This window comes from Geodermatophilus sp. Leaf369 (genome assembly GCF_001424455.1).
Classification (GTDB): Bacteria; Actinomycetota; Actinomycetes; order Mycobacteriales; family Geodermatophilaceae; genus Klenkia.
Genome location: NZ_LMQA01000001.1, coordinates 1,235,659 through 1,257,346, shown reverse-complemented (window position 1 = coordinate 1,257,346; position 21,688 = coordinate 1,235,659). Strand labels below are relative to the sequence as shown.

The following is a 21,688-nucleotide window of genomic DNA, read 5'->3' as shown; positions in this document are numbered from 1 at the left end:
TCAGCCCAGCAGGACGGCGGCGGCCAGCAGGGTCGCCGCCGTCGTCACCTCGCCGGCGGCGCCCATCACGTCGCCGTTCACCCCGCCGAGCCGGGCGCGGGCCCGGCGGTGCAGCAGCTCGCCGGCGGCCAGGCCGAGCACGCCGGCGGCCACCAGGCGGGCCCCCTGCGCGACGTCGCCCAGCCACGTCGCGGTGGCCAGCACGCAGGCCACCGCGACGACGGTGCAGCCGGCCAGCCACACCCGGGAGACGGTGCCGGCGACCGCGGCGCCCAGCGACGAGCCCTCGGCCACCGGCACCCCGGGCAGGCCGGTGCGGGCCATCGCCAGCCGGGCCGCGACGACGGCGGTCCACAGCGCGAGCCAACCGCCCTCGACCGTGAACAGCTGGGCCAGTGCCGCCACCTGCAGCAGCAGCGTCAGGACGAGCGTGGCGACGCCGAAGGGCCCCACGTCGCCGGCCCGCATGACCTGCAGTGCGCGTTCCCGACCGCGCAGCGGGCCCAGCCCGTCGGCGGTGTCAGCCAGCCCGTCCAGGTGCAGCCCGCGGGTCAGCCAGGCCAGCAGCGCCACCCCGAGCACCGCGCCGACCAGGGGCGAGGCGTACCGGGCGCCCAGCCAGCCGGTGAGCGAGGCCAGGTCGCCGAGCACCAGCCCGACCAGCGGTGCCCAGGGCAGCACGCCCCGCGGCGAGGGGTTGCCGCCGACCCGCAGGACCGTCAGCCAGCCGAACGCCGCCCTCATCGCAGGCGCTGGGGCAGCCCCGCGACGACGAACCACACCTCGTCGGCGGTGGCCGCCAGCCGCTGGTTGACCGTGCCCAGGGTGTCCCGGAACAGCCGGCCCGACCGGGTCTCCGGCACGATGCCCAGCCCCACCTCGTCGCTGACCGCGACCACGTGCGCCGGGGTCATCACCCAGGCCTCGAGCAGCTCGTCGACCCGGCGGGAGAGCCGGTCGGTGGCCCGTTGACCGCCGTCCCAGACCCCGCTGGCGTCCATCATCGCGGTGACCCAGGTGGTGATCGAGTCGACCAGGTAGGTGCCCGGGAGCACGAGCTCGCCGGGGTTCGTCGTCTCCTTCGTGCGCCAGGTGCTCGGCCGGCGGGCCCGGTGGGCGGCGATGCGCTCGGCCCACTCGGCGTCGTCCGGGCGCGGGTCCGACGTCGCCAGGTAGGTGACGTCGTCCCGGCCCTCGAGCAGGAGCTCGGCGTGGGCGGACTTCCCCGACCGGGAGCCGCCGAGGACCAGCGTCCGGCTCACAGTTCGAGCCGGGTCACGGTGCCGTTGTGCGGGGTCACGTGCGGCATGGCCTCGGGGCCGTCCCCGGCGACGACGGCCTGCACGGCCCGGATGGTGTCGCCGTGGGTGACCAGGGCGACGACGTCGGCCGGCGGGGCGTCACGCAGCGTCTGCAGGTAGGCGGCCACCCGGGCGTGCAGCTGGGCCAGGGACTCCCCGCCCTCGGCCGACCAGTGCACGTCGGTCCAGTCGACGAGGTCCCACAACTCACGGGAGGGCCGGCCCTCCAGCACGCCGTAGCCCTGCTCGCGCAGCGCCGGGGTGGTGGTGAACCGGCGACCGGTGGCGGCCATGCAGTGCTCGGCGGTCTGCACCGCGCGGCGCAGGTCGCTGGAGACCATCGCGCCGGGGGCCAGCGCCGCCAGCTCCGCGGCGGCGGAGCGGGCCTGCTCGTGGCCGAGCTCGGTCAGCGGGACGTGCGCCGTCTGGCCCTGCATCAGGCCGCTGGCGTTCCAGGTGCTCTGTCCGTGCCGGACGAGCAGGAGCGTGGTCATCGAGGGGGAGCCTAGGTGGCGGGCGGGCGCGGCTACCGTCGTCGCCGTGACGATCCCGATGCGGCCCCCGACGGACGGTCCCGGCGCCTCCGGCCTGGGCGTCCGGCGGGCCGCCCCGCGCCCGACCCGGCCGGCCGGGCCCGACCCGCTGGCCCCGCTGCTGGAGCTGCCCGGCGTCCGGGACGCCGCCGACGGCGCCCGCACCGCGATCGACCGGCTGCTCGGGCACAAGGTGCTGCGCCGCGAGTCCGCCGGGGTGAGCTCGGAGTCCGCGCTGCGTGGCGCCCGGGCCTCGGCCGCGCTGGAGGGCGTCGACGTCCCGCTGACCCAGGTGCGCTCCGGTGACGTCAGCGAGCCGACCCTGCAGGGCGCCCTGCGGGTGTCGGTCGCGCTGGGTTCGATGGTGGAGACCTGGGACCGGGCGCCGGGCCAGGTGCTCGCCCGGATGCACGTGCTGGCCGCCGCCGACCTCGCCGCCCCGGCCGACCTGGGCCGCCCCGAGGTGCGGGCCGGAGGACGGCTGGGCGGGGTGTTCTCCCTGGTCACCGGTGCGACCACTGCCCCGGCGGTGCTCATCGCCGCCGTCGTGCACGGCGAGCTGGCCGCGATCGCGCCCTTCACCGTCGGCAACGGCGTGGTCGCCCGGGCCGCCGGCCGGCTCACCGGGATCGCCCGCGGGCTGGACCCCAAGGCCGTCTCGGTGCCCGAGGTGGGCTTCGCCGAGTTGGGCGCCCCTGCCTACGCCGCCGCCCTGGACGGCTACACCGCCGGCACGATGGACGGCGTCGCCGGCTGGCTGGTGCACTGCGCCCGCGCCACCGAGCTCGGTGCCGTCGAGGGCCTGGCGATCTGCGAGTCGCTGCTGCGCGGCTGAGCCGGCGCCGGAGCGTGGGCCGCGGGCCCAGGCCGCCGAGTGCGGAGCCACGCCGGTCACCTGCGCCGATGGGGCGGCCTCACTCCGCACTCGACGCCGAGGGCGCGGGCGATGGCGGCTACCAGGCGGACCGGGTCGCGGAGGTCGTCGGCGGTCACGAAGAGGACCCGCCACCCCGCATCGGCCAGCCGGTTCATCCGTCGTCGGTCCGGGCCCAGCGTCCGGAGGTGGCCCTGGCCGTCGTACTCGACGGCCAGCCGGTGCTCGGGCCAGCCGAAGTCCACGCGTGCGCACTCCCGGCCCCGGTCGTCCCGGACGCGGTACTGGGCCTCGGGTCGGGGCAGGTCGGAGCGGTGCAGGAGCAGGCGGAGCTGGGTCTCCCTGGGTGATCCCGCCAGGCCGTCGGCGTCCCCGGCGGCGGCGCGGGCACGTCGGCACCCACGCCCGGTACGCGCATCGGCCAGTCCCCGCAGCGCGACCAGGGTGGTGAGCCGCCGGCCGGCGGCGTTCTGGGCGCAGAACTGGTCGAGCACCGCAACGGCCTCGTCGTGGGGCAGCTCACCAGCCAGGTCCAGCGCGGTGACCGGCGGGAGGGTCACCCGCACCCCGTCCACCACGCCCAGGTCCGCGGCGAGGACGGCTCGACGTCGGACCCGGATGCCGGGCACCCGTTGTTGCCCGGCGTACCGACGCACGCCGTCGGGACCCGCGGCGCGGCGGGGTAGGACCACCTCGACGTCCGCACCGTCGGGGTCGCCGGCCGGGCCGTCGACGTCGATCCCCCACAGCCTGGCCGCGCTCCGCCCGCAGACGACCGCACCGGGGAGCAGGACCACCGCCGCGCGCACCCGGACCTCGTGGGTGAGGGGGACGTCTGCGGACACGTACACGTCGGGGAAGACCCGCACCCACCGCCGGTGGGCGAGCTGGTGCCGGGTCAGCAGACCCCGGGCGACGGCAGCGGAGCCGCGGAAGGGAGCGGACCCGAGCCCGCGCACGGGACGAGGTGGTCGGGACACGGCCCGGGACCCTGCCGGACCCGGACGGATCCGCGATGATCTTGTCCACAGCCCGGGCGTCGTGGTCGCGAATGCGGAACCACACAGGTCATCGGCCGTCTCCGAGCGGTTTCCCTCCGCAGTCGGTGCGTCGGCGCAATCCCGGGGAGGAGTGGGTGTGCGGACTGCGGGGCACGGAGCGAACATGCGCTTCATCGAGGTCGACGGATTGGGTCCGGTCAGCCGGATCGGGCTGGGCACCTGGCAGTTCGGGTCCCGTGAGTGGGGCTACGGCTCGGACTACGCCGGGGGTGGTGCCGGGGCGATCGTCCGGCGGGCCCGCGAGCTGGGCGTGACCCTCTTCGACACCGCGGAGGTCTACGGGTTCGGCACGAGCGAGCGGATCCTCACCGAGGCCCTCGGGGACGAGCGCGCGGACGTCGTCGTCGCCAGCAAGGTCTTCCCCGTCGCGCCGTTCGCGCCGATCGTCCGCAACCGGTTCGAGGGCTCGGCGAAGCGCCTGCAGCTGGGGAAGATCCCGCTGTACCAGGTGCACCAGGCCAACCCCGTCGTCCCCGACTCGATCGTCATGCAGGGCATGGGCGAACTGCTGGACGCCGGGAAGATCGGCGCCGTCGGCGTCTCGAACTACTCGCTGGACCGCTGGCGCGCCGCGGACACCGCGCTGGGTCGCCCGGTGGTCAGCAACCAGGTGCAGTTCTCCCTGGCGACCGCGGGCCCGCTCGAGGACCTGGTGCCCTTCGCCGAGCGCGAGAACCGGATCGTGATGGCCTACAGCCCGCTCGCCCAGGGCCTGCTCGGCGGGAAGTACGGCGTCGACCACCGCCCCGGCGGGGTGCGGGCGATGAACCCGCTGTTCGGCACGGAGAACCTGCGGCGCATCGAGCCGCTGCTGGCCGTGCTCCGCGAGGTCGCCGACGCCCACGACGTGAAGCCCGCGCAGGCCGCGCTGGCCTGGCTGCTGGGGCTGCCGCAGGTCGTGGCGATCCCGGGGGCCTCCAGCGTGGAGCAGCTGGAGTTCAACGTGGCCGCGGCCGACCTCGACCTCGCCGCCGACGAGCAGGCCGCGCTCACCGCCGCGGCCCGCGCCTTCACCCCGCAGGGCGTCGTCCCCACGCTGGTCGAGCGGGTGCGGGAGAAGCTCGGGCGTTAGTCCGAGCCGGACTCCATGGCCGCCCGGTCGAGCATCTCCTCGTCGGCGGAGACCGTGCCGCGGGAGGCGATCGCCTGGGCGCCACCGGCGGCCATGTCCCCGACCAGCGCGGTCTGGGCGCCGCCGACCATGCCCAGCCCGGCGTACTGCTCGAGCTTGGCGCGGGAGTCGGCGATGTCCAGGTTGCGCATGGTCAGCTGGCCGATCCGGTCGACCGGGCCGAACGCGGAGTCCGTGGTGCGCTCCATCGACAGCTTGTCCGGGTGGTAGCTGAACGCCGGGCCGGTGGTGTCGAGGATCGAGAAGTCCTCGCCGCGCCGCAGCCGCAGGGTGACCTCACCGGTGACGGCGGCACCCACCCAGCGCTGCAGCGACTCGCGGACCATCAGCGCCTGCGGGTCCAGCCAGCGGCCCTCGTACATGAGCCGGCCGAGGCGGCGACCCTCGCGGTGGTAGGTGGCGAGGGTGTCCTCGTTGTGGATGGCGTTGACCAGCCGCTCGTAGGCCACGTGCAGCAGGGCCATGCCCGGGGCCTCGTAGACCCCGCGGCTCTTGGCCTCGATGATCCGGTTCTCGATCTGGTCGCTCATGCCCAGGCCGTGCCGGCCGCCGATGGCGTTGGCCTCCAGCACGAGGTCGACGTCGGAGTCGAAGCGGGCGCCGTTGATCGTCACCGGGCGGCCCTGCTCGAAGCCCACGGTGACGTCCTCGGTGGCGATCTCGACCTCGGGGTCCCAGAACCGGACGCCCATGATCGGCTGCACGGCCTCCAGCGACACGTCGAGGTGCTCCAGCGACTTCGCCTCGTGGGTGGCGCCCCAGATGTTGGCGTCGGTGGAGTACGCCTTCTCCGTGCTGTCCCGGTAGGGCAGGTCGTGCGCGACGAGCCACTCGCTCATCTCGGTGCGGCCGCCCAGCTCGGTGACGAACGCGGCGTCCAGCCAGGGCTTGTAGATGCGCAGCTCGGGGTTGGCCAGCAGGCCGTACCGGTAGAACCGCTCGATGTCGTTGCCCTTGAAGGTCGAGCCGTCGCCCCAGATCTGGACGCCGTCCTCGAGCATCGCGCGCACCAGCAGGGTGCCGGTGACGGCGCGGCCGAGCGGGGTGGTGTTGAAGTAGGTGCGGCCGCCGGACTTGATGTGGAAGGCGCCGCAGGTCAGCGCGGCCAGACCCTCCTCGACCAGCGCGGCCCGGCAGTCGACGAGCCGGGCGACCTCGGCGCCGTAGCTGGTGGCCCGACCGGGGACCGACCCGATGTCGGGCTCGTCGGCCTGGCCGATGTCGGCGGTGTAGGTGCAGGGCACCGCGCCCTTGTCGCGCATCCACGCGACGGCCACGGAGGTGTCGAGGCCTCCGGAGAAGGCGATGCCGACACGTTCGCCGACGGGCAGGGAGGTCAGTACCTTGGACACCGGAACATCATGCACCACACTGCATCACTATGCAGAGTCAGGGGTCGGTGAGGCCCTGCTCGATGGCGTACCGGGTGAGCTCGACCCGGTTGTGCAGCTGCAGCTTGCGCAGCGTGTTCTGCACGTGGTTCTCCACCGTGCGGTGCGAGAGCACCAGCCGCTCGGCGATCTGTCGGGCCGACAACCCCCGGCTGACCAGCTTGAGCACCTCGGTCTCCCGGTCGGTCAGCCGCGGGGCGCCGTCGTCGGGACCCGAGCGCAGCCGCCGGTACTCACCGAGCAGCAGACCGGCGAGGCCCGCGGAGAAGACCGCGTCGCCGGCGGCCGTGCGGGTGACGGCGTCGGCCAGCTCGTCGGCGGAGGAGGACTTGACCAGGTAGCCCGACGCGCCGGCCTTCACCGCCTCGAGGACGTCGACCTGCTCGGCGCTGGCCGAGAGCACCAGCACCCGGGTGGCCGGCAGCGCGGCCACGACGTCGCGGGTGGCGTCCACCCCGGACCCCTCGCCCAGCTGCAGGTCCATCACCACCACGTCCGGCCGGACGGCGAGCGCCCGGCGGACGGCGGCCCCGACGTCCCCGGCGGTCGCCAGCACCTCGAACCCACGTGCTGTCAGGTCGCGTTCGACCGCCTCGCGCCACATCGGGTGGTCGTCGACCACCATCACCGTCGTCATCGGGTGGCTCCCTCTCTCGGCACGGTCAGTTCCCACTCGGTGCCCTGGCCCGGCCCGGTGTGCAGCTGCGCGGTGCCGCCCAGGTCGGCCAGCCTGCCGCAGATCGAGGACCGCACGCCGTGGTGCCCGGCCGCGACGGCCGCGGGCAGGCGACCGTCGGGGATGCCCGGCCCGTCGTCCCGGACGACCACGAGCACCACGTCGTCCTCGGGCTCGACGCTGACCCAGGCCCGGGCGGCCGGTGCGTGCTCGGAGGTGTTGGCGAGCGCCTCGCGCACCGCCGCGGTCAGCTCGTCGGCCACCGGGGCGGGCAGCAGCACCGGCTCGGCCGGCGAGGAGACCTCGACGTCGGGGGTGGACAGCAGGCGCAGTGCGGCCCCCAGGTCAGCCACGCCGCCGTCCCGGGCCGAGGGAGCGGAGGAGAGCAGCCCGCGCAGGGCGACCTCCTGCTCGGCGGCCAGCCGGGCGAGGTCCGCGGCGTCCCCGCCGAGCTCCTCACCCCGGCGGCGGACGGCGGCGAGCACCTGCAGCACCCCGTCGTGCACCGCGCGGCCCAGCCGCTCCCGCTCCGCGGCCGCGGCGGCGGTCGCCGCGGCCTGCTGCACCGCCAGGGTCGCCGCCCGGGTGGTGGTCGCTGCGTACCCCAGCAGCACCGCGGACAGCGCGAAGAGCACCAGGTTGAACAGCTCCTCGTCCCCGACCCGGCCGCGAACGGCGGACACCGCGGCCCAGACGACGACGCCGCCGGCCAGCCCGCCGTCCCGGCCCCGGGCCACCGCCAGGGCGTAGGCGGGACCGGCCACCCACAGCGAGGTGAGGATGGGGGCGTCGGCGGCCAGGGCGTCCCGGCTCTGCGTGGTGAGCACGGCGGCCAGCAGGGCCAGGGTCACCGCCAGGTCGACCAGCGCGGTGCGGGTGCGTCGCCCCTCGGCCCGGGAGTAGGCGACGGTGACGACCACCGTCCACACCGCCATCGCGGCCAGCAGGAGCACCGGGGCCAGGAGGCCGGGGTACTCCTCCCGCCCGCCCACGAACCCGACCACGGCGACCACCCACGCCAGCGGCCGGAAGACCACGACCGCCCGCCACAGCGGGGCGAGCAGGTCCCGGCGGCGGGTGCTCGCGGGGGCGGTCATGCCGGGATGGTGCCAGGCCGGGGCGTCCGCCGGGCGGGCCTGTGGACAGCGGTCACGCGCGGGCGCGGGGCCGTCGCCGGTGCTGGGGGGCTTCCTCCAGCAGCCGCAGGGCCCGCCGCCGGGCGTACCAGGCGAGCCCGACGACGGCGGCGCCGACGCCGACCGCGGCGCCGGTGACCAGGGGCGCGCGGCGCTGGGCGGACCGGGCGCTCAGCGGCACCGGGCGGGCGAACTCCAGCACCGGCCAGCCCCGCTCGGCCGCGGCCCTCCGCAGGCCCCGGTCGGGGTTGACCGCGGTCGGGTGGCCCACGGCGGCGAGCATCGGGAGGTCGGTGACGGAGTCGGAGTAGGCGTGGCAGTCGGCCAGGTCGTAGCCCATCTCGGCGGCCACCTCGCGCATCGCGGCGGCCTTGTTCTCCCCGTAGGCGTAGTACTCGATCTCCCCGGTGTACCGGCCGTCCACCACGACCATCCGGGTGGCGACGACCCGGTCGACGCCGAGCATCTCCCCGATAGGGGTGACCACCTCGGACCCGCTGCTGGACACGATGACCACCTCCCGGCCGGCGGCCCGGTGGGCCTCGATCAGGTCGGCGGCCTCGGCGTAGACCAGCGGGTCGACGATCGAGTGCAGGGTCTCCCGGACGATGTCGTGCACGACGCCGACGTCCCACCCGGTGCACATCGCGGTGATCTGGTCGCGCATCCGGTCCATCTGCGCGGCGTCCGCACCGGCCAGGGAGAACACGAACTGGGCGTAGGCGCCCTTCAGCACGGTGCGGCGGTTCATCAGGCCGCCCTCGAAGAACGGCCGGCCGAAGGCCAGCGCGCTGGACTTCGCGATCACCGTCTTGTCCAGGTCGAAGAACGCCGCTGCGCGTCCCACCTCGCCGGTCATGGCGCGAGGCTAGGGCCAGCACACCCCGGGGGCACCCGGCGCGCCGTCGTCCACACCCGGAGGGGTCGTCCACAGATGCGCCGGACGTCTTCCCGGCGCCGGGTCCCCGCGGCTGACTCGACCCGTGGACGAACACACCCCCGACCTGCCCCGACCCCTGGTGGTCAGCTCCGACGACCAGCTCGTCGACGAGCTGCTCCGGCTGCTCGCCGCCGCCGGCACGACCCCGGAGCTGACCCACGGCTCGGGGGCGCTGCGCCGGGCCCACCGGGGCGCGCCGCTCGTCGTGCTGGGCGCCGACGTGCTGACCAGCCCCGCGGTCCGGGCTCTCCCACGCCGTCCGGGCGTGGTGGTCGCGACCCGCACGGAGCTGTCGGGGGAGGGGTTCGAGGCCGCCTTCGGCGTCGGCGCCGAGCGGGTGGTGGTGCTGCCCCGCGACGAGGGCTGGCTGGTGGAGCGGGCCGCGTCGGCCGTGCGCGACCCCGTGGAGCCCGGGGCGCTCGTCGTGGTGGGGGGCTGTTGCGGCGGCGCCGGGGCCAGCACGCTGGCGACCGCCCTCGCACTCACCCTGGGCGGCACCCGCGCCCCGTTGCTGGTGGACGCCGACGGCACCGGTGGCGGCCTGGACCTGCTGCTGGGGGCGGAGTGGGTCTCCGGCCTGCGGTGGCCCGACCTGGCCGGGCTGCGCGGACGCGTGGCCGGGGAGCAGGTGGTGGCCGCGCTGCCCGAGGCGCACCGGGTCCGCGTGCTGGCCCCGAGTCGGGACGCCCCGTCCCCGGTGGTCCCCGAGGTGCTGGCCGCCGTGGTCGCCGCGGCGCGGGCCGACGGGCACCCGGTGGTGGTCGACCTGCCCACCCGCGCCGAGCCCCAGCTGGCCGAGGCGGTGCTGCCCGAGGCCGACGTGGCGGTGCTGGTGGTGCCGTCGCGGGTCAGGGCCCTCGCGGTCGCCGGCAGCTTGGTGTCCGGTCCGGCCTGGGGCCGTGCCCTGGTGGTCACCCGGGCCGTCCCCGGCGGGGTGCCGTCGGCCGAGGTGGGGTCGGTGCTGGGCCGGCCGGTGGTCGCCGAGCTCGGCCACGACCGGTCCGCCGTCGCCCGGGGCGAACGCGGCGAACCGCCGCTGACCGGTGCGCGCGCTCCGCTGGGCCAGGTGTCGCGGCAGCTGCTGGCCCGACTGCGGGCCCGGGAGACCGCCCGTGCGTGAGTCGACGCCCCTGGTCGACCGGGTCCGGGCCCGGCTGGCGGCGGACCCCGCGATGACGAGCCAGGCGGCCGTCGCCGCGCTCGTCCGGCAGGAGGCCGGCGGGCTGGTGGGGGACGGCGACGTGCTCGACGCCGTCCGGGCCACCGTCGACGAGCTGTCCGGGGCAGGGGTGCTCGAGCCGCTGCTGCGACTGCCCGGGGTGACCGACGTGCTGGTGGTCGGCGCGGACCGGGTGTGGGTCGACCGCGGGGCGGGGCTGGAGGAGACCGGTGTCCGGTTTGCCGACGACGAGGCGGTGCGTCGGCTGGCGGTGCGGCTCGCGGCCTCGGCCGGGCGGCGGCTGGACGACGCCGCCCCCTGGGCCGACGTCGGGCTGCCCGACGGCACCCGGCTGCACGCGGTGCTGCCACCGGTGTCCGGATCGGGCACCTGCCTGTCGCTGCGGGTGCTCCGCCGGGCCCGGCTGGACCTCACCGACCTGGCCGCGGCCGGTGCCCTGCCCGGTGCGGCCGAGCACCTGCTGCGCGCCCTGGTCGCCCGGCGCTGCGCGTTCCTGGTCACCGGCGGCACCGGGACGGGCAAGACCACCCTCCTCTCGGCGCTGCTGGGTCTGGTCCCGCCTGCCGAGCGGGTGCTCGTCTGCGAGGACGCCGCGGAGCTCGACCCCCAGCACCCGCACGTGGTCCGGCTGCTCACCCGGCCGCCCAACGTGGAGTCCGTCGGCGCGGTGACGCTGCGCGACCTGGTCCGGCAGGCCCTGCGGATGCGCCCGGACCGGCTCGTGGTGGGGGAGGTGCGCGGGGCAGAGGTGGTCGACCTGCTGGCCGCGCTCAACACCGGGCACGACGGTGGCTGCGGCACGCTGCACGTCAACCGGGCCGCCGAGGTGCCTGCCCGGCTCGAGGCCCTCGGCGTGGCCGCCGGCCTGGACCGGGCGGCGGTGCACAGCCAGGCCGCGGCGGCGCTGTCGGTCGTGGTGCACCTGCGCCGCGCAGCCGGGGGCCGCCGGGTCGAGGAGCTGGGCGTCGTGCGCCGGCGCGGCGAGCTGATCGAGGTCGTGTCCGGGTGGCGCGCGGACGGTGCTGAGGCACCGGCGGGGGCGGAGCTGGCGGCCCTGCTCGGGGTGCGCGCGTGAGCGCCGTCGTGCTGGGCCTGCTGGGTGCGGCGGTCGTGACGTGGCCCCGTGGCTCGGACCCGCTCGTGCGCCGCGCCCGCAGGCTCCAGCCCCGGGGCCGTCCCGGTCCCCCGACCGTGCTGCCCGTGGCGGTCCTCGTCGTCGGTGCGGCCGTGACGACCGCGGCGCTGTTCTCGACCCCGGTCGTCGCTGCCCTGGTCGGCGGCGCGGCCGTCGCGGGGGTCCGGGCCTGGCGACGGCGGGCCGCCGAGCGGGACACCGAGGCCCGCGACCGGGCCCTGGCCGAGGCGCTCGGGGTGCTCGCCGCCGAGCTCCGGGCCGGCCGACCGCTGGCGGACGCCACCACGACCGCGGTCGGGGGCTGCCCGCACCCGGCCGTCGCCGCAGCCCTCGGCCCGGTGCTGTGCACCGGCACCGCGGAACCCGGCGAGGGCGGGGCGCTGGCCCGACTGGCTGCGGCGGTGACCGTGAGCGCCCGCACCGGCTGCTCGCTGGCGGCGGTCGTGGCCGCCGCCGAGGACGACGTGCGGGCCCGGCTGCGCACCCAGGCCGAACTGCGGGCGGCGGTCTCCGGGCCACGGGCCTCGGGGGTGGTGTTGGCCGGGCTGCCGGTGCTCGGGCTGCTGATGGGCGCCGGTGTGGGAGCGGACCCGTGGCAGGTGCTGACCGGCACCCCGGTCGGCACGGCGCTGCTCGTCGGGGGCGTCGGCCTGGAGGCCCTCGGTCTGTCCTGGACGGCCCGGCTGGTGCGCCGGGCAGCAGCCCGGTGACCGGCCCGGCGCTCGCCCTGCTCGCCGTCGCCCTGCTCGCGTGGCCGCGGCCGGTCGGGATGGCCGGTGAGCGGCTCGGGAGCCGGCAGCCGGCGGGGTCACAGGAGGACGCACCCCCGGGCGCGGTGCGCCGGTGGGCGGTCGCCGCCCTGGCCGGGCTCGTCGTCCCGCTGCTCGTGGGGCTCGGACCCGGTTCGCTGCTGTGCGCCGTGGGCGTGGCGGTCGGCGTCGAGCGGGTCACCCGCCGCGCCGGAGCCCCGCCCGACCCGGCGGGCCCCGTGCGGGCCGACCTCCCGGTGGCCTGCGAGCTGCTCGCGGTCTGTCTGGCCGGCGGGACCCCGGTCGCGGGCGCGGTGGGCGCGGTCGGCACCGCCCTGGGCGGACCGCTGGGCACGGCGATGCAGACCGTCGCCGCCCGCTTCCGGCTCGGCGCCTCCCCACGAGCCGCCTGGTCCGACGTGCCCCCGACCGCCGCTGTCCTGGCCCGCACGGTGGTGCGGGCCGGGGAGTCCGGATCGGCGGTGGTGCCCGCGCTGCGCCGGCTCGCCGACGACGCCCGGGTCACCGAGCGGGCCGACACCGCGGCCGCGGTGCAGCGCGCCGGGGTGTGGGTGCTGGCGCCCCTGGGGCTGTGCTTCCTGCCCGCGTTCCTCTGCCTCGGCGTCGCCCCGCTCGTGCTCGGCATCGCCGCGGACGTCTTTGGGTGAGCACGGACCGGGCCCGGTGTGCCGGCCGCCGTCCCCAACCGGGGTGGCTGTCCACAGATCGCGGGGACGGGGCCTGCCCGGGGCCACGCCGCCGGAGTCTCGGGACGGGTCCGACGGACGGACCCGGGAGAGGAGTCGACATGACGACACGACGACACGAGCGGGGAACGGTTCGTGAGGCGCGGGTGCACCCGGTGGTGGTCTCGGCCTGGCCCGCCCGGGTCCGGGCCCGGTTGACCGCGGACCCCGAGGCGGGGATGAGCACCGCGGAGTACGCGGTCGGCACGGTGGCGGCCTGCGCCTTCGCCGCCGTCCTCTACTCGGTGGTGACCGGTGCCTCGGTGGTCACCGCGATGAGCGGGCTGGTGGCCGACGCGCTGGCCACGCTGTCCTGAGGTGTCCCGACGACGAGCACGGTGGCGGGACGACCGGGGGATGGTGACCGCCGAGACGGCGGTGGTGCTGCCGGTGCTGCTCCTGGTGCTGGCCGGTGCGGTGGCCGCCGTGGTCGTCGTCGGGGCCCAGCTCCGCTGTGTGGACGCCGCCCGGGAGGGCGCCCGGGCGGCGGCCCGGGGCGAGTCGGCCGCGACGGTGGCATCGCTGGCCGGCCAGGCCGCCCCCGACGGGGCCCGGGTGGCGACGGCGACCGACGGCGACCGGGTGACCGTCACCGTCTCGGTCCGCGTGCAGCCGCTGGGTCCGCTCCCACTCGCGGTCACGGTGTCCTCGGCCGCCACCGGCTTGACCGAACCGGCTGCCGGGGCGCTGCCGTGAGGGACGAGGAGGGGTCGGCCACCGTGTGGGTGGTCGCGCTGGCCGGCCTGCTCGCGGCCCTCGGCGCGGTCACCGTGCTGGTCGGGTCGGCGGTGGTGGCGCGGCACCGGGCGACCACCGCCGCCGACCTGACCGCGTTGGCGGTGGCCGGCCGGGCGGTGCTGGCGGACCCGGCGGCCTGCGCGGTGGGGGAGGGGGTGGCCGCGGCCAACGGTGCCGGCCTGGTGTCCTGCCGGGTCGACGCCGGCGCGGTGGTCGTCGTCGAGGTGACCGTGCCGGTCCGTCTCGGGCCGCTCGGGGTGACCGCAGCCCGGGCGCACGCGCGGGCCGGCCCGGTGCCGCCGTGACCGGCCTAGAAGACGACGTCGTCCACCGGTCGGGTCCGACGATCGGGGGCGGCGTCGGTGTCGGCGTGGTCCTCGACGTCGCTCCACTCGGCCTCGGTCCCGGGTGCCACCTCGTCCGGGACCGCCACCGGCGTGCGCGAGCCCCGCATCGGACGGGCCGCCGGTGCCGAGCCCAGCCGCTGGCGCCGGCGCAGTGCCCGCGAGTGCGCCGCGGACGTCGCCGCCCGCGCCTGCGCGAACGGCCCGCCGAGCCCGAGCGGGTCGGGCTCCTCGACGGCCGCGTCCTCCGCCGCCTCGGTGTCCCCGGCCGCCGCGAGCTCGTCGAGGACCACGTCGAGCACCCGGACCGCCCCGGCCTTGTCCAGCGGGTCGTTGCCGTTGCCGCACTTGGGCGACTGGACGCACGACGGGCAGCCCGAGTCGCACTCGCAGCTGGCCACCGTCGCCCGGGTGGCGGTGAGCCAGCGGCGGAGCACCGCGTGCCCGCGCTCGGCGAAGCCCGCGCCGCCGGGGTGCCCGTCGTAGACCACGATCGTGGCCGCGCCGGTGTCCGGGTGCAGCGCGGTCGAGATGCCGCCCAGGTCCCACCGGTCGCAGGTCGCCAGCAGCGGCAGGATCCCGATCGCGGCGTGCTCGGCGGCGTGCAGCGAGCCCGGCACGGCCAGGTCGTCGAGCTCGGCGCGCTGCAGGGCCCGCTCGTCGAGGGTCAGCCAGACCGCCCGGGTGCGCAGCTGCCGGGCCGGCAGGTCCAGCGGGAACTCCGCCAGCACCTCACCGGAGCCGACCCGACGCCGCTGGTAGGCCACCACCTGGTTGGTCACGTCGACCGTCCCGGTGTGCGCGGTGACCGTGCCCAGCCGACGGGTGGTGCTCACGTCCACGATCGACAGGTCGGTGACGTCGCGGGCCACCGTCGTCCACTCCGGGCTCTCCGGGTGCACCGCGGCGCAGGCGTCCTCGACGTCCAGGGAGTCCACGACGAAGGTCTCCCCGCGGTGCACGTACAGCGCGCCCTCGTGCACGGCGGAGTGCGCCGCGTCGCCGTCCACCGTGCCCAGCAGCCGGCCGGTGGAGCCCTCGATGATCGACACCGGCTCGGCCCCGGAGCCCCGGATGTCGACGTCGGGCCGGCCGCGCCCGGCCCAGTACCAGCCGGTGGGCCGCCGCCGCAGCTGCCCCGTGGCGACCAGGTCCTCCAACGCGGCCCGGGCTGCGTCGCCGCCGAACTCCTCGAGCTCGTCGTCGGTCAGCGGCAGCTCGGCCGCGGCGCAGCACAGCTGGGGGCCCAGGACGTAGGGGTTGGTGGGGTCGGTGACGGTGGCCTCCACCGGCCGGCCGAACACCGCGCGCGGGTGGTGGGCCAGGTAGTGGTCCAGCGGGTCGTCGCGGGCGACGAAGACGACCAGGGACTCCCGTTCCGCGCGTCCGGCCCGCCCGGCCTGCTGCCAGAGCGAGGCCAGCGTGCCGGGGTAGCCGGCGAGCACGACGGCGTCCAGGCCGGCGATGTCGATGCCCAGCTCCAGGGCGTTCGTCGTCGCCACCCCGAGCAGGTCGCCCGCCGACAGCGAGCGCTCGAGCTCGCGGCGCTCCTCGGGCAGGTAGCCGCCCCGGTAGGAGTCCACCCGGCGGACCAGGTCCGGGCGCCCCCGGTCGGTGAGGATCCGGCGGGCCTGGTCGGCGACGGACTCCGCGGAGCGCCGGGACCGGACGAACGCCAGCGTCCGGGCGCCTTGCTCGACCAGGTCGGCGAGCAGCCCGGCGGCGTCCGCGGCGGCCGAGCGGCGCAGCGGAGCCCCGTGCTCCCCGGTCTTCTCGGTCAGCGGCGGCTCCCACAGCGCGAAGGTGGCGCCCGGCCGGGGTGAGCCGTCCTCGGTGACCGCGGTGACTGGTGCCCCCACCAGCCGGGTCGCGGCTGCTGCCGGGTCGGCGACGGTGGCCGAGGCCAGCACGAACACGGGGTCGGCGCCGTAGCGGCGGCAGATCCGCCGCAGCCGACGGAGCACGTGCCCGACGTGGGAGCCGAAGACCCCCCGGTAGGCGTGGCACTCGTCGACCACCACGTAGGCCACCCGGCGCAGCGTGGACGCCCAGCGCTGGTGCCCCGGCAGGATCCCGCGGTGCACCATGTCCGGGTTGGTGACGATCCACCGGGAGTGCCGGCGCACCCAGTCCCGCTCCTCCTGCGGGGTGTCCCCGTCGTAGGCGGCCGGGCGCACCGAGGGCCCGGCGATCGCGCTCACCGCGGCCAGCTGGTCACGGGCCAGCGCCTTGGTGGGCGCCAGGTACAGCACGCAGGCCCGGTCGTCCTCGGCGAGGGTGGACAGCGCGGGCAGCTGGTAGGCCAGCGACTTGCCCGACGCCGTGCCGGTGGCGACCACGACGTGCTGCCCGGCGTGCGCCAGTTCGGCGGCGGCGACCTGGTGGCTGAACGGGGCACGGACGCCGCGGGACACCAGCCGCTCCCGCAGGTCGGTCGGCACCCAGGTCGGCCAGACGCCGTGACTGCTCTCCCGCACCGGCAGTCGGTGGACGTGGGTGACCGGGGAGTCCTCCTCGGGGGTGCCGACCAGCAGCGCGTCGAGCAGCTCGTCCCCGGGCAGGGCGGACGGCGGCACCGGGACCGCTGCGGAGGACGTCACCCCACCACTGTCCCTCGTGCCACCGACAGTCCGGTGCACACACCCCGGCCGTCCGCACCAGCAGTCCGGCCCGGCTGTGGACGGGGCCCCGCCTGTGGACGACGGGCCCCGGACCGTCGCTGGCGGAGCCGAGGGTCGCCGTCGTCGGCCCCACCCGGGGGCCGCGACCGACAGGAGCCCCCCGTGCCCGACCTCGTGACCGTCCAGCTGGACGCCGTCGACGCGCTGGCCGCACGGCTGGCCGGGCTGGGCGGTGAGCTGACCGCCGACGCCGAGCTCACCCGGGTGAGCGCGCCGGCTGCGGCCGCCGCCCTCCCCGGGCCGGCCGGCGCGGAGCTGGCGGGCACCGGCACGGCCTGGTCGGCGCTGCTCGACGTGCTGGCCGAGAGCACGTCGGCGATCGCGGCCACGCTGGTCGCCTCGGTGGCCGCCTACCGGGCCCTGGACGCGTCGCTGGACGCAGCGATCACCCAGCGGATCAGCGGCCGGTACGGCCTGACGGCGGTGGCCGCGTGAGCGCCGCGGACCTGTACGCCATTGCCGGCTGGGACGTCGCCGCCCTGCGCGGGTCGGCCGGGACCTTGGGTGACGTCGCCGAGCGGGTCGGCCCGTGGGCGGTCCGGGTCGACGGCCTGGCCGTGGCGCTGTCGGCCGCCGACTGCTGGTCCGGTCCCGCGGGCACCGTCGCCGCCGCTGCACTCACCGAGCTCACCCGGGCCGCCGGCGGTGTGCACGTGGCCCTGGTGGCCGCCGGCGAGCAGCTCCTCGTGGTGGCCGGGGAGGCCGACACCGCCCGGACCGCGGCCGAGACGGCACTGGCGGTCGCGGCCACCGGTCCGGTGGAGCTCGCCGCGGACGGCACCCTGGTCGGACCGCCGCCCGCGGCCTCGGCGATCCCGGAGCTGGACCAGGTCGGGGTGGTGGAGGACCGGCAGCGCGCCGCGGACCTGGCGGTGCGGTGGGCGCGCGATGCGCTGGCCGCGGCCGGCGCCACCCACCTCGCCGCGGTCGCCGTCGGCACGGCGCTGGCCGAGGTGGGGGTGCTCGACGCCGTCGCGCCCGCCGACCTCGCCGGCCTGGTGGGCGCCGTGGACAGCCACCCCGTCGCCGCGCCCCGGGTGCCGCCGCCCGGTGACCCGACAGAGGCCGGGGCCTGGTGGACCGGGCTCACCCTGGTCGAGCAGCAGGCCGTGGTCGCCGCCGACCCGGAGGCGATCGGCGGGCTGGACGGCGTCCCGGCGGCCGCCCGGGACGAGGCCAACCGGGCGCTGCTGGCCCGTGCCCTGGCCGACCCGCAGGCGGACGGCTTCGGGACGGCCGTGGCCGTGCAGGACCAGCTCACCCGGCTGGCCGCCGACGGGCGGACCGCGCAGCTGGTGCTCTTCGACCCCGGCGAGGACCTCGTCGCCCTGGGCGTCGGTGACCTGGACACCGCAGGGGCGGTCGGGGTGCTCGTCCCGGGGATGATGACCGCCCCGGTCGGTGACCTGGGGGCGATGACCACCGACGCGGTGCACGTGCAGGACCTGGCCGAGGCGGCAGCGCCCGGCCTGGCGGTGGCCACCCTGGTCTGGATGGGCTACCAGACCCCGGGGGTCGGCTCCTTCTTCCTCCCGGTCAACGCGCGGGCGGCCGGTCCGGTGCTGGACCGCACCCTCGACGGGCTCGCGGTGGCCAGGTCCGGGCCGGCGGCGGCCGGGGGAGCACCGCTCCCGCGGACGACGCTGGTCGCGCACAGCTACGGCACGGTCGTGGCCGGGGAGGCGGCCCGCGCCGAGGGCGAGCTGGCCGCCGACGCCGTCGTGGTGCTCGGCAGCCCGGGCATGCGGGTGGCCGACGCGAGCGGGCTCGAGGCCGACGAGGTGTACGGCGCCTGGAACATCGAGGACCCGGTGTCCTGGTCGGGCTACTACGGTCCCGGGCCGTCCACGCCGTTCTTCGGTGCGGTCCCGTTGCCCACCGATCCCGACCAGGGACACACCTCTTACTACGACCCCGAGCGGCCCACCCTGCAGGCGATCGCCGAGGTCGTGGCGGGCACCCGGGAGCCGTCCTGACCGGGGCCCTGGCCGAGCCCCCGGCGCGCCCGTGCCACCTCGTCGCACGGACGGCCTGCTCCGCCGTGGCCTACCGTGGCGCTGCCGGGCGGGTGCTGCGCCGCCGCTCCCCTCGGCACCCGGGTGCGTCCCGGCGCTCGCGCACAGCACCACCGACAGGAGCCCCGTTGCCCCCCACCAAGACCGCGAAGCCCACCACCGACGACGTCGAGGCCACGGCCGAGACCGCCGCCGGTGGCACCGCCACGCCGCCGCGCAAGCGTGCTGCCGCGGCGTCGGGGGGCAAGCCCTTGGTCATCGTGGAGTCGCCGTCCAAGGCCAAGACGATCGCCGGCTACCTGGGCAGCGGGTACGTCGTGGAGTCCTCCATCGGGCACATCCGGGACCTCCCGCGCAACGCCGCCGACGTGCCGGCCGCGCACAAGGGCGAGTCGTGGGCCCGGCTCGGCGTCGACGTGGACAACGGCTTCCACCCGCTGTACGTGATCAGCCCCGAGCGCAAGCAGCAGGTCAGCCGGCTCAAGTCGCTGGTGAAGGACGCCTCCGAGGTCTTCCTCGCCACCGATGAGGACCGCGAGGGCGAGGCCATCGCCTGGCACCTGATCGACACCCTCAAGCCCAAGGTCCCGGCCCGGCGGATGGTCTTCCACGAGATCACCCCGGAGGCCATCGCCCGCGCCCTGGCCAACCCGCGTGAGCTGGACACCGCGCTGGTCGACGCCCAGGAGACCCGGCGCATCCTCGACCGCCTCTACGGCTACGAGGTCTCCCCGGTGCTGTGGAAGAAGGTGCTGCCCAAGCTGTCGGCCGGCCGGGTGCAGTCCGTCGCCACCCGGATCGTCGTGGAGCGCGAGCGGGCCCGGATGCGCTTCACCGCCGCCGACTACTGGAGCCTGACCGGCGTCTTCGACGTCCAGCAGGGCGCGCAGGCCGCCGACGAGGGCGAGCCGACCAGCCTGACCGCCAAGCTGGTCAGCGTGGACGACCGGCGGGTCGCCACCGGCCGGGACTTCGAGCCCGACACCGGCACCGTGGCCAGCGACGTGGTGCACCTGGACGAGGCCGGTGCCCGCGGCCTGGCCGCCCGGCTGGAGTCCCGCCCGGTCGAGGTCGTGCGGGTGGACCAGAAGGACTACCGGCGCCGCCCGTACGCCCCGTTCACCACGTCCTCGCTGCAGCAGGAGGCCGGCCGGAAGTTCGGCTGGTCCTCCCAGCAGGTCATGCGCACCGCGCAGCGGCTGTACGAGAACGGCTTCATCACCTACATGCGCACCGACTCGACGAACCTGTCGGAGACGGCGCTGCGCGCGGCCCGCACCCAGGCCCGCGAGCTGTACGGCGACGCCTACGTGCCGGCCGAGGCGCGGCGGTACTCCAAGAAGGCCAAGGGCGCCCAGGAGGCGCACGAGGCCATCCGCCCGGCCGGGGACGCCTTCCGCACCCCCGGGCAGCTCGCCGGCCAGCTGGCCCGTGAGGAGTTCCGGCTCTACGAGCTGATCTGGCAGCGCACGGTCGCCTCCCAGATGTCCGACGCGGTGGGCAACACCGTGAGCATCCGGCTGGCCGGCACCTCGACCACCGACGAGGCCGTGACGTTCACCGCCAGCGGTCGCACGATCACCTTCCCCGGCTTCCTGCGCGCCTACGTGGAGAGCCGGGAGGACCACGAGGTCGGGGACGCCGACGACGCGGAGAACCGGCTGCCCCGGGTCGAGCGCGGCCAGCAGCTGGACACCCGGTCGCTGGACGCCAAGGGGCACACCACCACCCCGCCGGCCCGCTACACCGAGCCCTCGCTGACCAAGGCCCTGGAGGAGCTCGGCATCGGCCGGCCCTCCACCTACGCCTCGATCATGCAGACCATCCAGGACCGCGGGTACGTCTGGAAGAAGGGCTCGGCCCTCATCCCGACGTTCGTGGCCTTCGCGGTGGTCAACCTGCTCGAGCAGCACTTCGCCGCGCTCGTCGACTACGACTTCACCGCCTCCCTCGAGGGGGAGCTCGACGAGATCGCCGGCGGCACGCTGCGCCGGGTCGACTGGCTCACCGAGTTCTACTTCGGCGGCGGGGGTGGGCACGCCGGGGGCATCGCGGCCTCCGGCGGGCTCAAGCAGGTCGTCGGCCAGCGGTTGGAGGAGATCGACGCCCGCGGGGTCAACTCGATCCCGCTGCGCGCCACCGGCCCCGACGGCCAGCCGGTGCTCGTGCGGGTCGGGCGCTACGGCCCCTACCTGCAGGCCGGCGGCGAGGAGGGCACCCGCGTCTCCATCGCCGACGACATCGCCCCCGACGAGCTCACCCCCGAGCGCGTCGAGGAGCTGCTGAACGCCCCCTCCGGTGACCGTGAGCTCGGGGTCCACCCCGAGTCGGGCCACCAGGTGCTGGTCAAGGCCGGCCGCTACGGGCCCTACGTCACCACCGTGGTGCCCGAGGACAGCAAGGAGTCCCCGCGCACCGGGAGCCTGTTCGCCTCCATGACCCCGGAGACGCTCACCCTCGACGAGGCGCTGAAGCTGCTGACGCTGCCGCGCACCGTGGGCACCGCCCCGGACGGCGAGGAGATCCAGGCCCTCAACGGCCGCTACGGCCCGTACCTGAAGAAGGGCACCGACTCCCGCTCGATCGACAGCGAGGAGAAGCTCTTCACCACCACGCTGGAGGAGGCCCTCGCCGTCTTCGCCCAGCCCAAGCAGCGCGGTCGGGCCGCGGCCAAGCCCCCGCTGAAGGAGCTGGGCCCCGACCCGGTCACCCAGGGCCAGGTCACCGTGCGGGAGGGCCGCTTCGGGCCCTACGTCACCGACGGGGAGTCCAACGCCAGCCTCCGCAAGGGCGACGACCCGGCGACCATCACCCTCGAGCGGGCGGCCGAGCTGCTGGTCGAGCGTCGGGAGCGGGCGCCGGTGAAGAAGAAGGCCGTCCGCAAGACCGCGGCCAAGAAGACCACCGCGAAGAAGACGACGGCGGCGAAGAAGACCACCGCGGCCAAGAAGACGACCACGGCGGCGAAGAAGACCACGACCGCGAAGAAGACGGCCGCGAAGAAGACCGCTGCCCGGACGACGACCGGCGACGGGGTCGTCCCGGCCGGGAGCTGA

The 21,688-nt window shown here is 76.4% G+C and carries 21 protein-coding genes; 12 read left to right on the top strand and 9 right to left on the bottom strand.

The features are described 5' to 3' along the window. The 3 genes from ASG36_RS06250 to ASG36_RS06240 are packed head-to-tail and all read right to left on the bottom strand — an operon-like array spanning position 1 to position 1,795. A complete protein-coding gene (locus ASG36_RS06250) occupies positions 1-744 on the bottom strand; it encodes an adenosylcobinamide-GDP ribazoletransferase (protein ID WP_055760789.1) in 744 nt (247 codons plus the stop codon). Further along, on the bottom strand, positions 741-1,262 hold the full coding sequence (gene cobU / locus ASG36_RS06245; RefSeq protein ID WP_055760786.1) for a bifunctional adenosylcobinamide kinase/adenosylcobinamide-phosphate guanylyltransferase: 522 nt from the start codon (positions 1,260-1,262) through the stop codon (positions 741-743). Before cobU ends, ASG36_RS06250 begins: the two co-directional genes overlap by 4 nt. Then, positions 1,259-1,795 (bottom strand): histidine phosphatase family protein, encoded by a 537-nt coding sequence (locus ASG36_RS06240; protein WP_055760783.1) that lies wholly within the window; start codon positions 1,793-1,795, stop codon positions 1,259-1,261. The genes cobU and ASG36_RS06240 overlap by 4 nt, the downstream gene beginning before the upstream one ends. Before the next feature lie 46 nt (positions 1,796-1,841). Between ASG36_RS06240 and ASG36_RS06235 the strand changes: the two genes are divergently transcribed. Further along, entirely contained in the window at positions 1,842-2,669 is an 828-nt protein-coding gene (locus tag ASG36_RS06235) for an oxidoreductase (RefSeq protein ID WP_235494639.1), read from the top strand. A 56-nt stretch (positions 2,670-2,725) separates the two neighbouring features. On the opposite strand, the gene ASG36_RS06230 is transcribed toward ASG36_RS06235, so the two are convergent. After that, entirely contained in the window at positions 2,726-3,667 is a 942-nt protein-coding gene (locus ASG36_RS06230) for a DUF559 domain-containing protein (protein WP_082522820.1), read from the bottom strand. 205 nt (positions 3,668-3,872) lie between these two features. On the opposite strand from ASG36_RS06230, the gene ASG36_RS06225 reads away from it, so the two are divergent. After that, on the top strand, positions 3,873-4,841 hold the full coding sequence (locus ASG36_RS06225; RefSeq protein ID WP_055760777.1) for an aldo/keto reductase: 969 nt from the start codon (positions 3,873-3,875) through the stop codon (positions 4,839-4,841). Here the strand turns inward: ASG36_RS06225 and argG are convergent. Genes argG through ASG36_RS06205 form a run of 4 tightly spaced genes read right to left on the bottom strand, consistent with a single transcriptional unit; the run spans position 4,838 to position 8,963 of the window. Continuing rightward, the gene (gene argG, locus ASG36_RS06220; protein ID WP_055760774.1) at positions 4,838-6,253 is read right to left on the bottom strand and encodes an argininosuccinate synthase; all 1,416 of its coding nucleotides are present in this window, start codon (positions 6,251-6,253) and stop codon (positions 4,838-4,840) included. The genes ASG36_RS06225 and argG overlap by 4 nt on opposite strands. Before the next feature lie 37 nt (positions 6,254-6,290). Then, positions 6,291-6,929: a response regulator transcription factor gene (locus ASG36_RS06215; RefSeq protein ID WP_055760770.1), complete on the bottom strand. Its 639-nt coding sequence runs from the start codon at positions 6,927-6,929 to the stop codon at positions 6,291-6,293. Then, complete coding sequence (macS, locus tag ASG36_RS06210) at positions 6,926-8,065, bottom strand: MacS family sensor histidine kinase (protein ID WP_055760767.1); 1,140 nt, start codon at positions 8,063-8,065, stop codon at positions 6,926-6,928. The genes ASG36_RS06215 and macS overlap by 4 nt, the downstream gene beginning before the upstream one ends. A 52-nt stretch (positions 8,066-8,117) precedes the next feature. Then, positions 8,118-8,963: an HAD family phosphatase gene (locus tag ASG36_RS06205; protein WP_055760764.1), complete on the bottom strand. Its 846-nt coding sequence runs from the start codon at positions 8,961-8,963 to the stop codon at positions 8,118-8,120. Between the two features lie 124 nt (positions 8,964-9,087). Between ASG36_RS06205 and ssd the strand changes: the two genes are divergently transcribed. The 7 genes from ssd (at position 9,088) to ASG36_RS06170 (ending at position 13,897) form a co-directional block, all read left to right on the top strand. Next, complete coding sequence (ssd, locus tag ASG36_RS06200) at positions 9,088-10,164, top strand: septum site-determining protein Ssd (RefSeq protein WP_055760760.1); 1,077 nt, start codon at positions 9,088-9,090, stop codon at positions 10,162-10,164. Continuing rightward, positions 10,157-11,299 (top strand): TadA family conjugal transfer-associated ATPase, encoded by a 1,143-nt coding sequence (locus ASG36_RS06195; RefSeq protein ID WP_235494638.1) that lies wholly within the window; start codon positions 10,157-10,159, stop codon positions 11,297-11,299. Before ssd ends, ASG36_RS06195 begins: the two co-directional genes overlap by 8 nt. Then, on the top strand, positions 11,296-12,069 hold the full coding sequence (locus ASG36_RS06190) for a type II secretion system F family protein (RefSeq protein ID WP_082522819.1): 774 nt from the start codon (positions 11,296-11,298) through the stop codon (positions 12,067-12,069). Before ASG36_RS06195 ends, ASG36_RS06190 begins: the two co-directional genes overlap by 4 nt. Further along, a complete protein-coding gene (locus ASG36_RS06185) occupies positions 12,066-12,776 on the top strand; it encodes a type II secretion system F family protein (RefSeq protein ID WP_055760757.1) in 711 nt (236 codons plus the stop codon). The genes ASG36_RS06190 and ASG36_RS06185 overlap by 4 nt, the downstream gene beginning before the upstream one ends. Positions 12,777-12,916: 140 nt before the next feature. Next, the gene (locus ASG36_RS06180; protein WP_082522818.1) at positions 12,917-13,171 is read left to right on the top strand and encodes a DUF4244 domain-containing protein; all 255 of its coding nucleotides are present in this window, start codon (positions 12,917-12,919) and stop codon (positions 13,169-13,171) included. Positions 13,172-13,211: 40 nt separating this feature from the next. Continuing rightward, positions 13,212-13,550, top strand: coding sequence for a TadE family type IV pilus minor pilin (locus ASG36_RS06175; protein WP_055760751.1), 339 nt, complete (start codon positions 13,212-13,214; stop codon positions 13,548-13,550). Further along, positions 13,547-13,897: an Rv3654c family TadE-like protein gene (locus ASG36_RS06170; protein WP_055760749.1), complete on the top strand. Its 351-nt coding sequence runs from the start codon at positions 13,547-13,549 to the stop codon at positions 13,895-13,897. The genes ASG36_RS06175 and ASG36_RS06170 overlap by 4 nt, the downstream gene beginning before the upstream one ends. Positions 13,898-13,902: 5 nt before the next feature. Here ASG36_RS06170 and ASG36_RS06165 read toward each other — a convergent pair whose 3' ends face one another. Then, on the bottom strand, positions 13,903-16,536 hold the full coding sequence (locus tag ASG36_RS06165) for a DEAD/DEAH box helicase (protein ID WP_082522817.1): 2,634 nt from the start codon (positions 16,534-16,536) through the stop codon (positions 13,903-13,905). Between the two features lie 183 nt (positions 16,537-16,719). Here ASG36_RS06165 and ASG36_RS06160 point away from each other — a divergent pair, with 183 nt between their 5' ends. The 3 genes from ASG36_RS06160 to topA all read left to right on the top strand — a co-directional run bounded on the left by ASG36_RS06160 (position 16,720) and on the right by topA (position 21,688). Further along, a complete protein-coding gene (locus ASG36_RS06160) occupies positions 16,720-17,052 on the top strand; it encodes a hypothetical protein (RefSeq protein WP_055760746.1) in 333 nt (110 codons plus the stop codon). Further along, on the top strand, positions 17,049-18,593 hold the full coding sequence (locus tag ASG36_RS06155; RefSeq protein ID WP_055760742.1) for an alpha/beta hydrolase: 1,545 nt from the start codon (positions 17,049-17,051) through the stop codon (positions 18,591-18,593). Before ASG36_RS06160 ends, ASG36_RS06155 begins: the two co-directional genes overlap by 4 nt. A gap of 167 nt (positions 18,594-18,760) precedes the next feature. After that, the gene (gene topA / locus ASG36_RS06150) at positions 18,761-21,688 is read left to right on the top strand and encodes a type I DNA topoisomerase (protein WP_055760739.1); all 2,928 of its coding nucleotides are present in this window, start codon (positions 18,761-18,763) and stop codon (positions 21,686-21,688) included.

Excerpts from the sequence above, each read along its gene's own strand:
- ASG36_RS06180 (WP_082522818.1), top strand. The coding sequence starts at position 12,917 with ATGACGACACGACGACACGAGCGGGGAACGGTTCGTGAGGCGCGGGTG.
- ASG36_RS06250 (WP_055760789.1), bottom strand. The coding sequence starts at position 744 with ATGAGGGCGGCGTTCGGCTGGCTGACGGTCCTGCGGGTCGGCGGCAAC.
- macS (WP_055760767.1), bottom strand. The coding sequence starts at position 8,065 with ATGACCGCCCCCGCGAGCACCCGCCGCCGGGACCTGCTCGCCCCGCTG.
- ASG36_RS06205 (WP_055760764.1), bottom strand. The coding sequence starts at position 8,963 with ATGACCGGCGAGGTGGGACGCGCAGCGGCGTTCTTCGACCTGGACAAG.
- ASG36_RS06225 (WP_055760777.1), top strand. The coding sequence starts at position 3,873 with ATGCGCTTCATCGAGGTCGACGGATTGGGTCCGGTCAGCCGGATCGGG.
- ASG36_RS06240 (WP_055760783.1), bottom strand. The coding sequence starts at position 1,795 with ATGACCACGCTCCTGCTCGTCCGGCACGGACAGAGCACCTGGAACGCC.
- ASG36_RS06175 (WP_055760751.1), top strand. The coding sequence starts at position 13,212 with ATGGTGACCGCCGAGACGGCGGTGGTGCTGCCGGTGCTGCTCCTGGTG.
- ASG36_RS06215 (WP_055760770.1), bottom strand. The coding sequence starts at position 6,929 with ATGACGACGGTGATGGTGGTCGACGACCACCCGATGTGGCGCGAGGCG.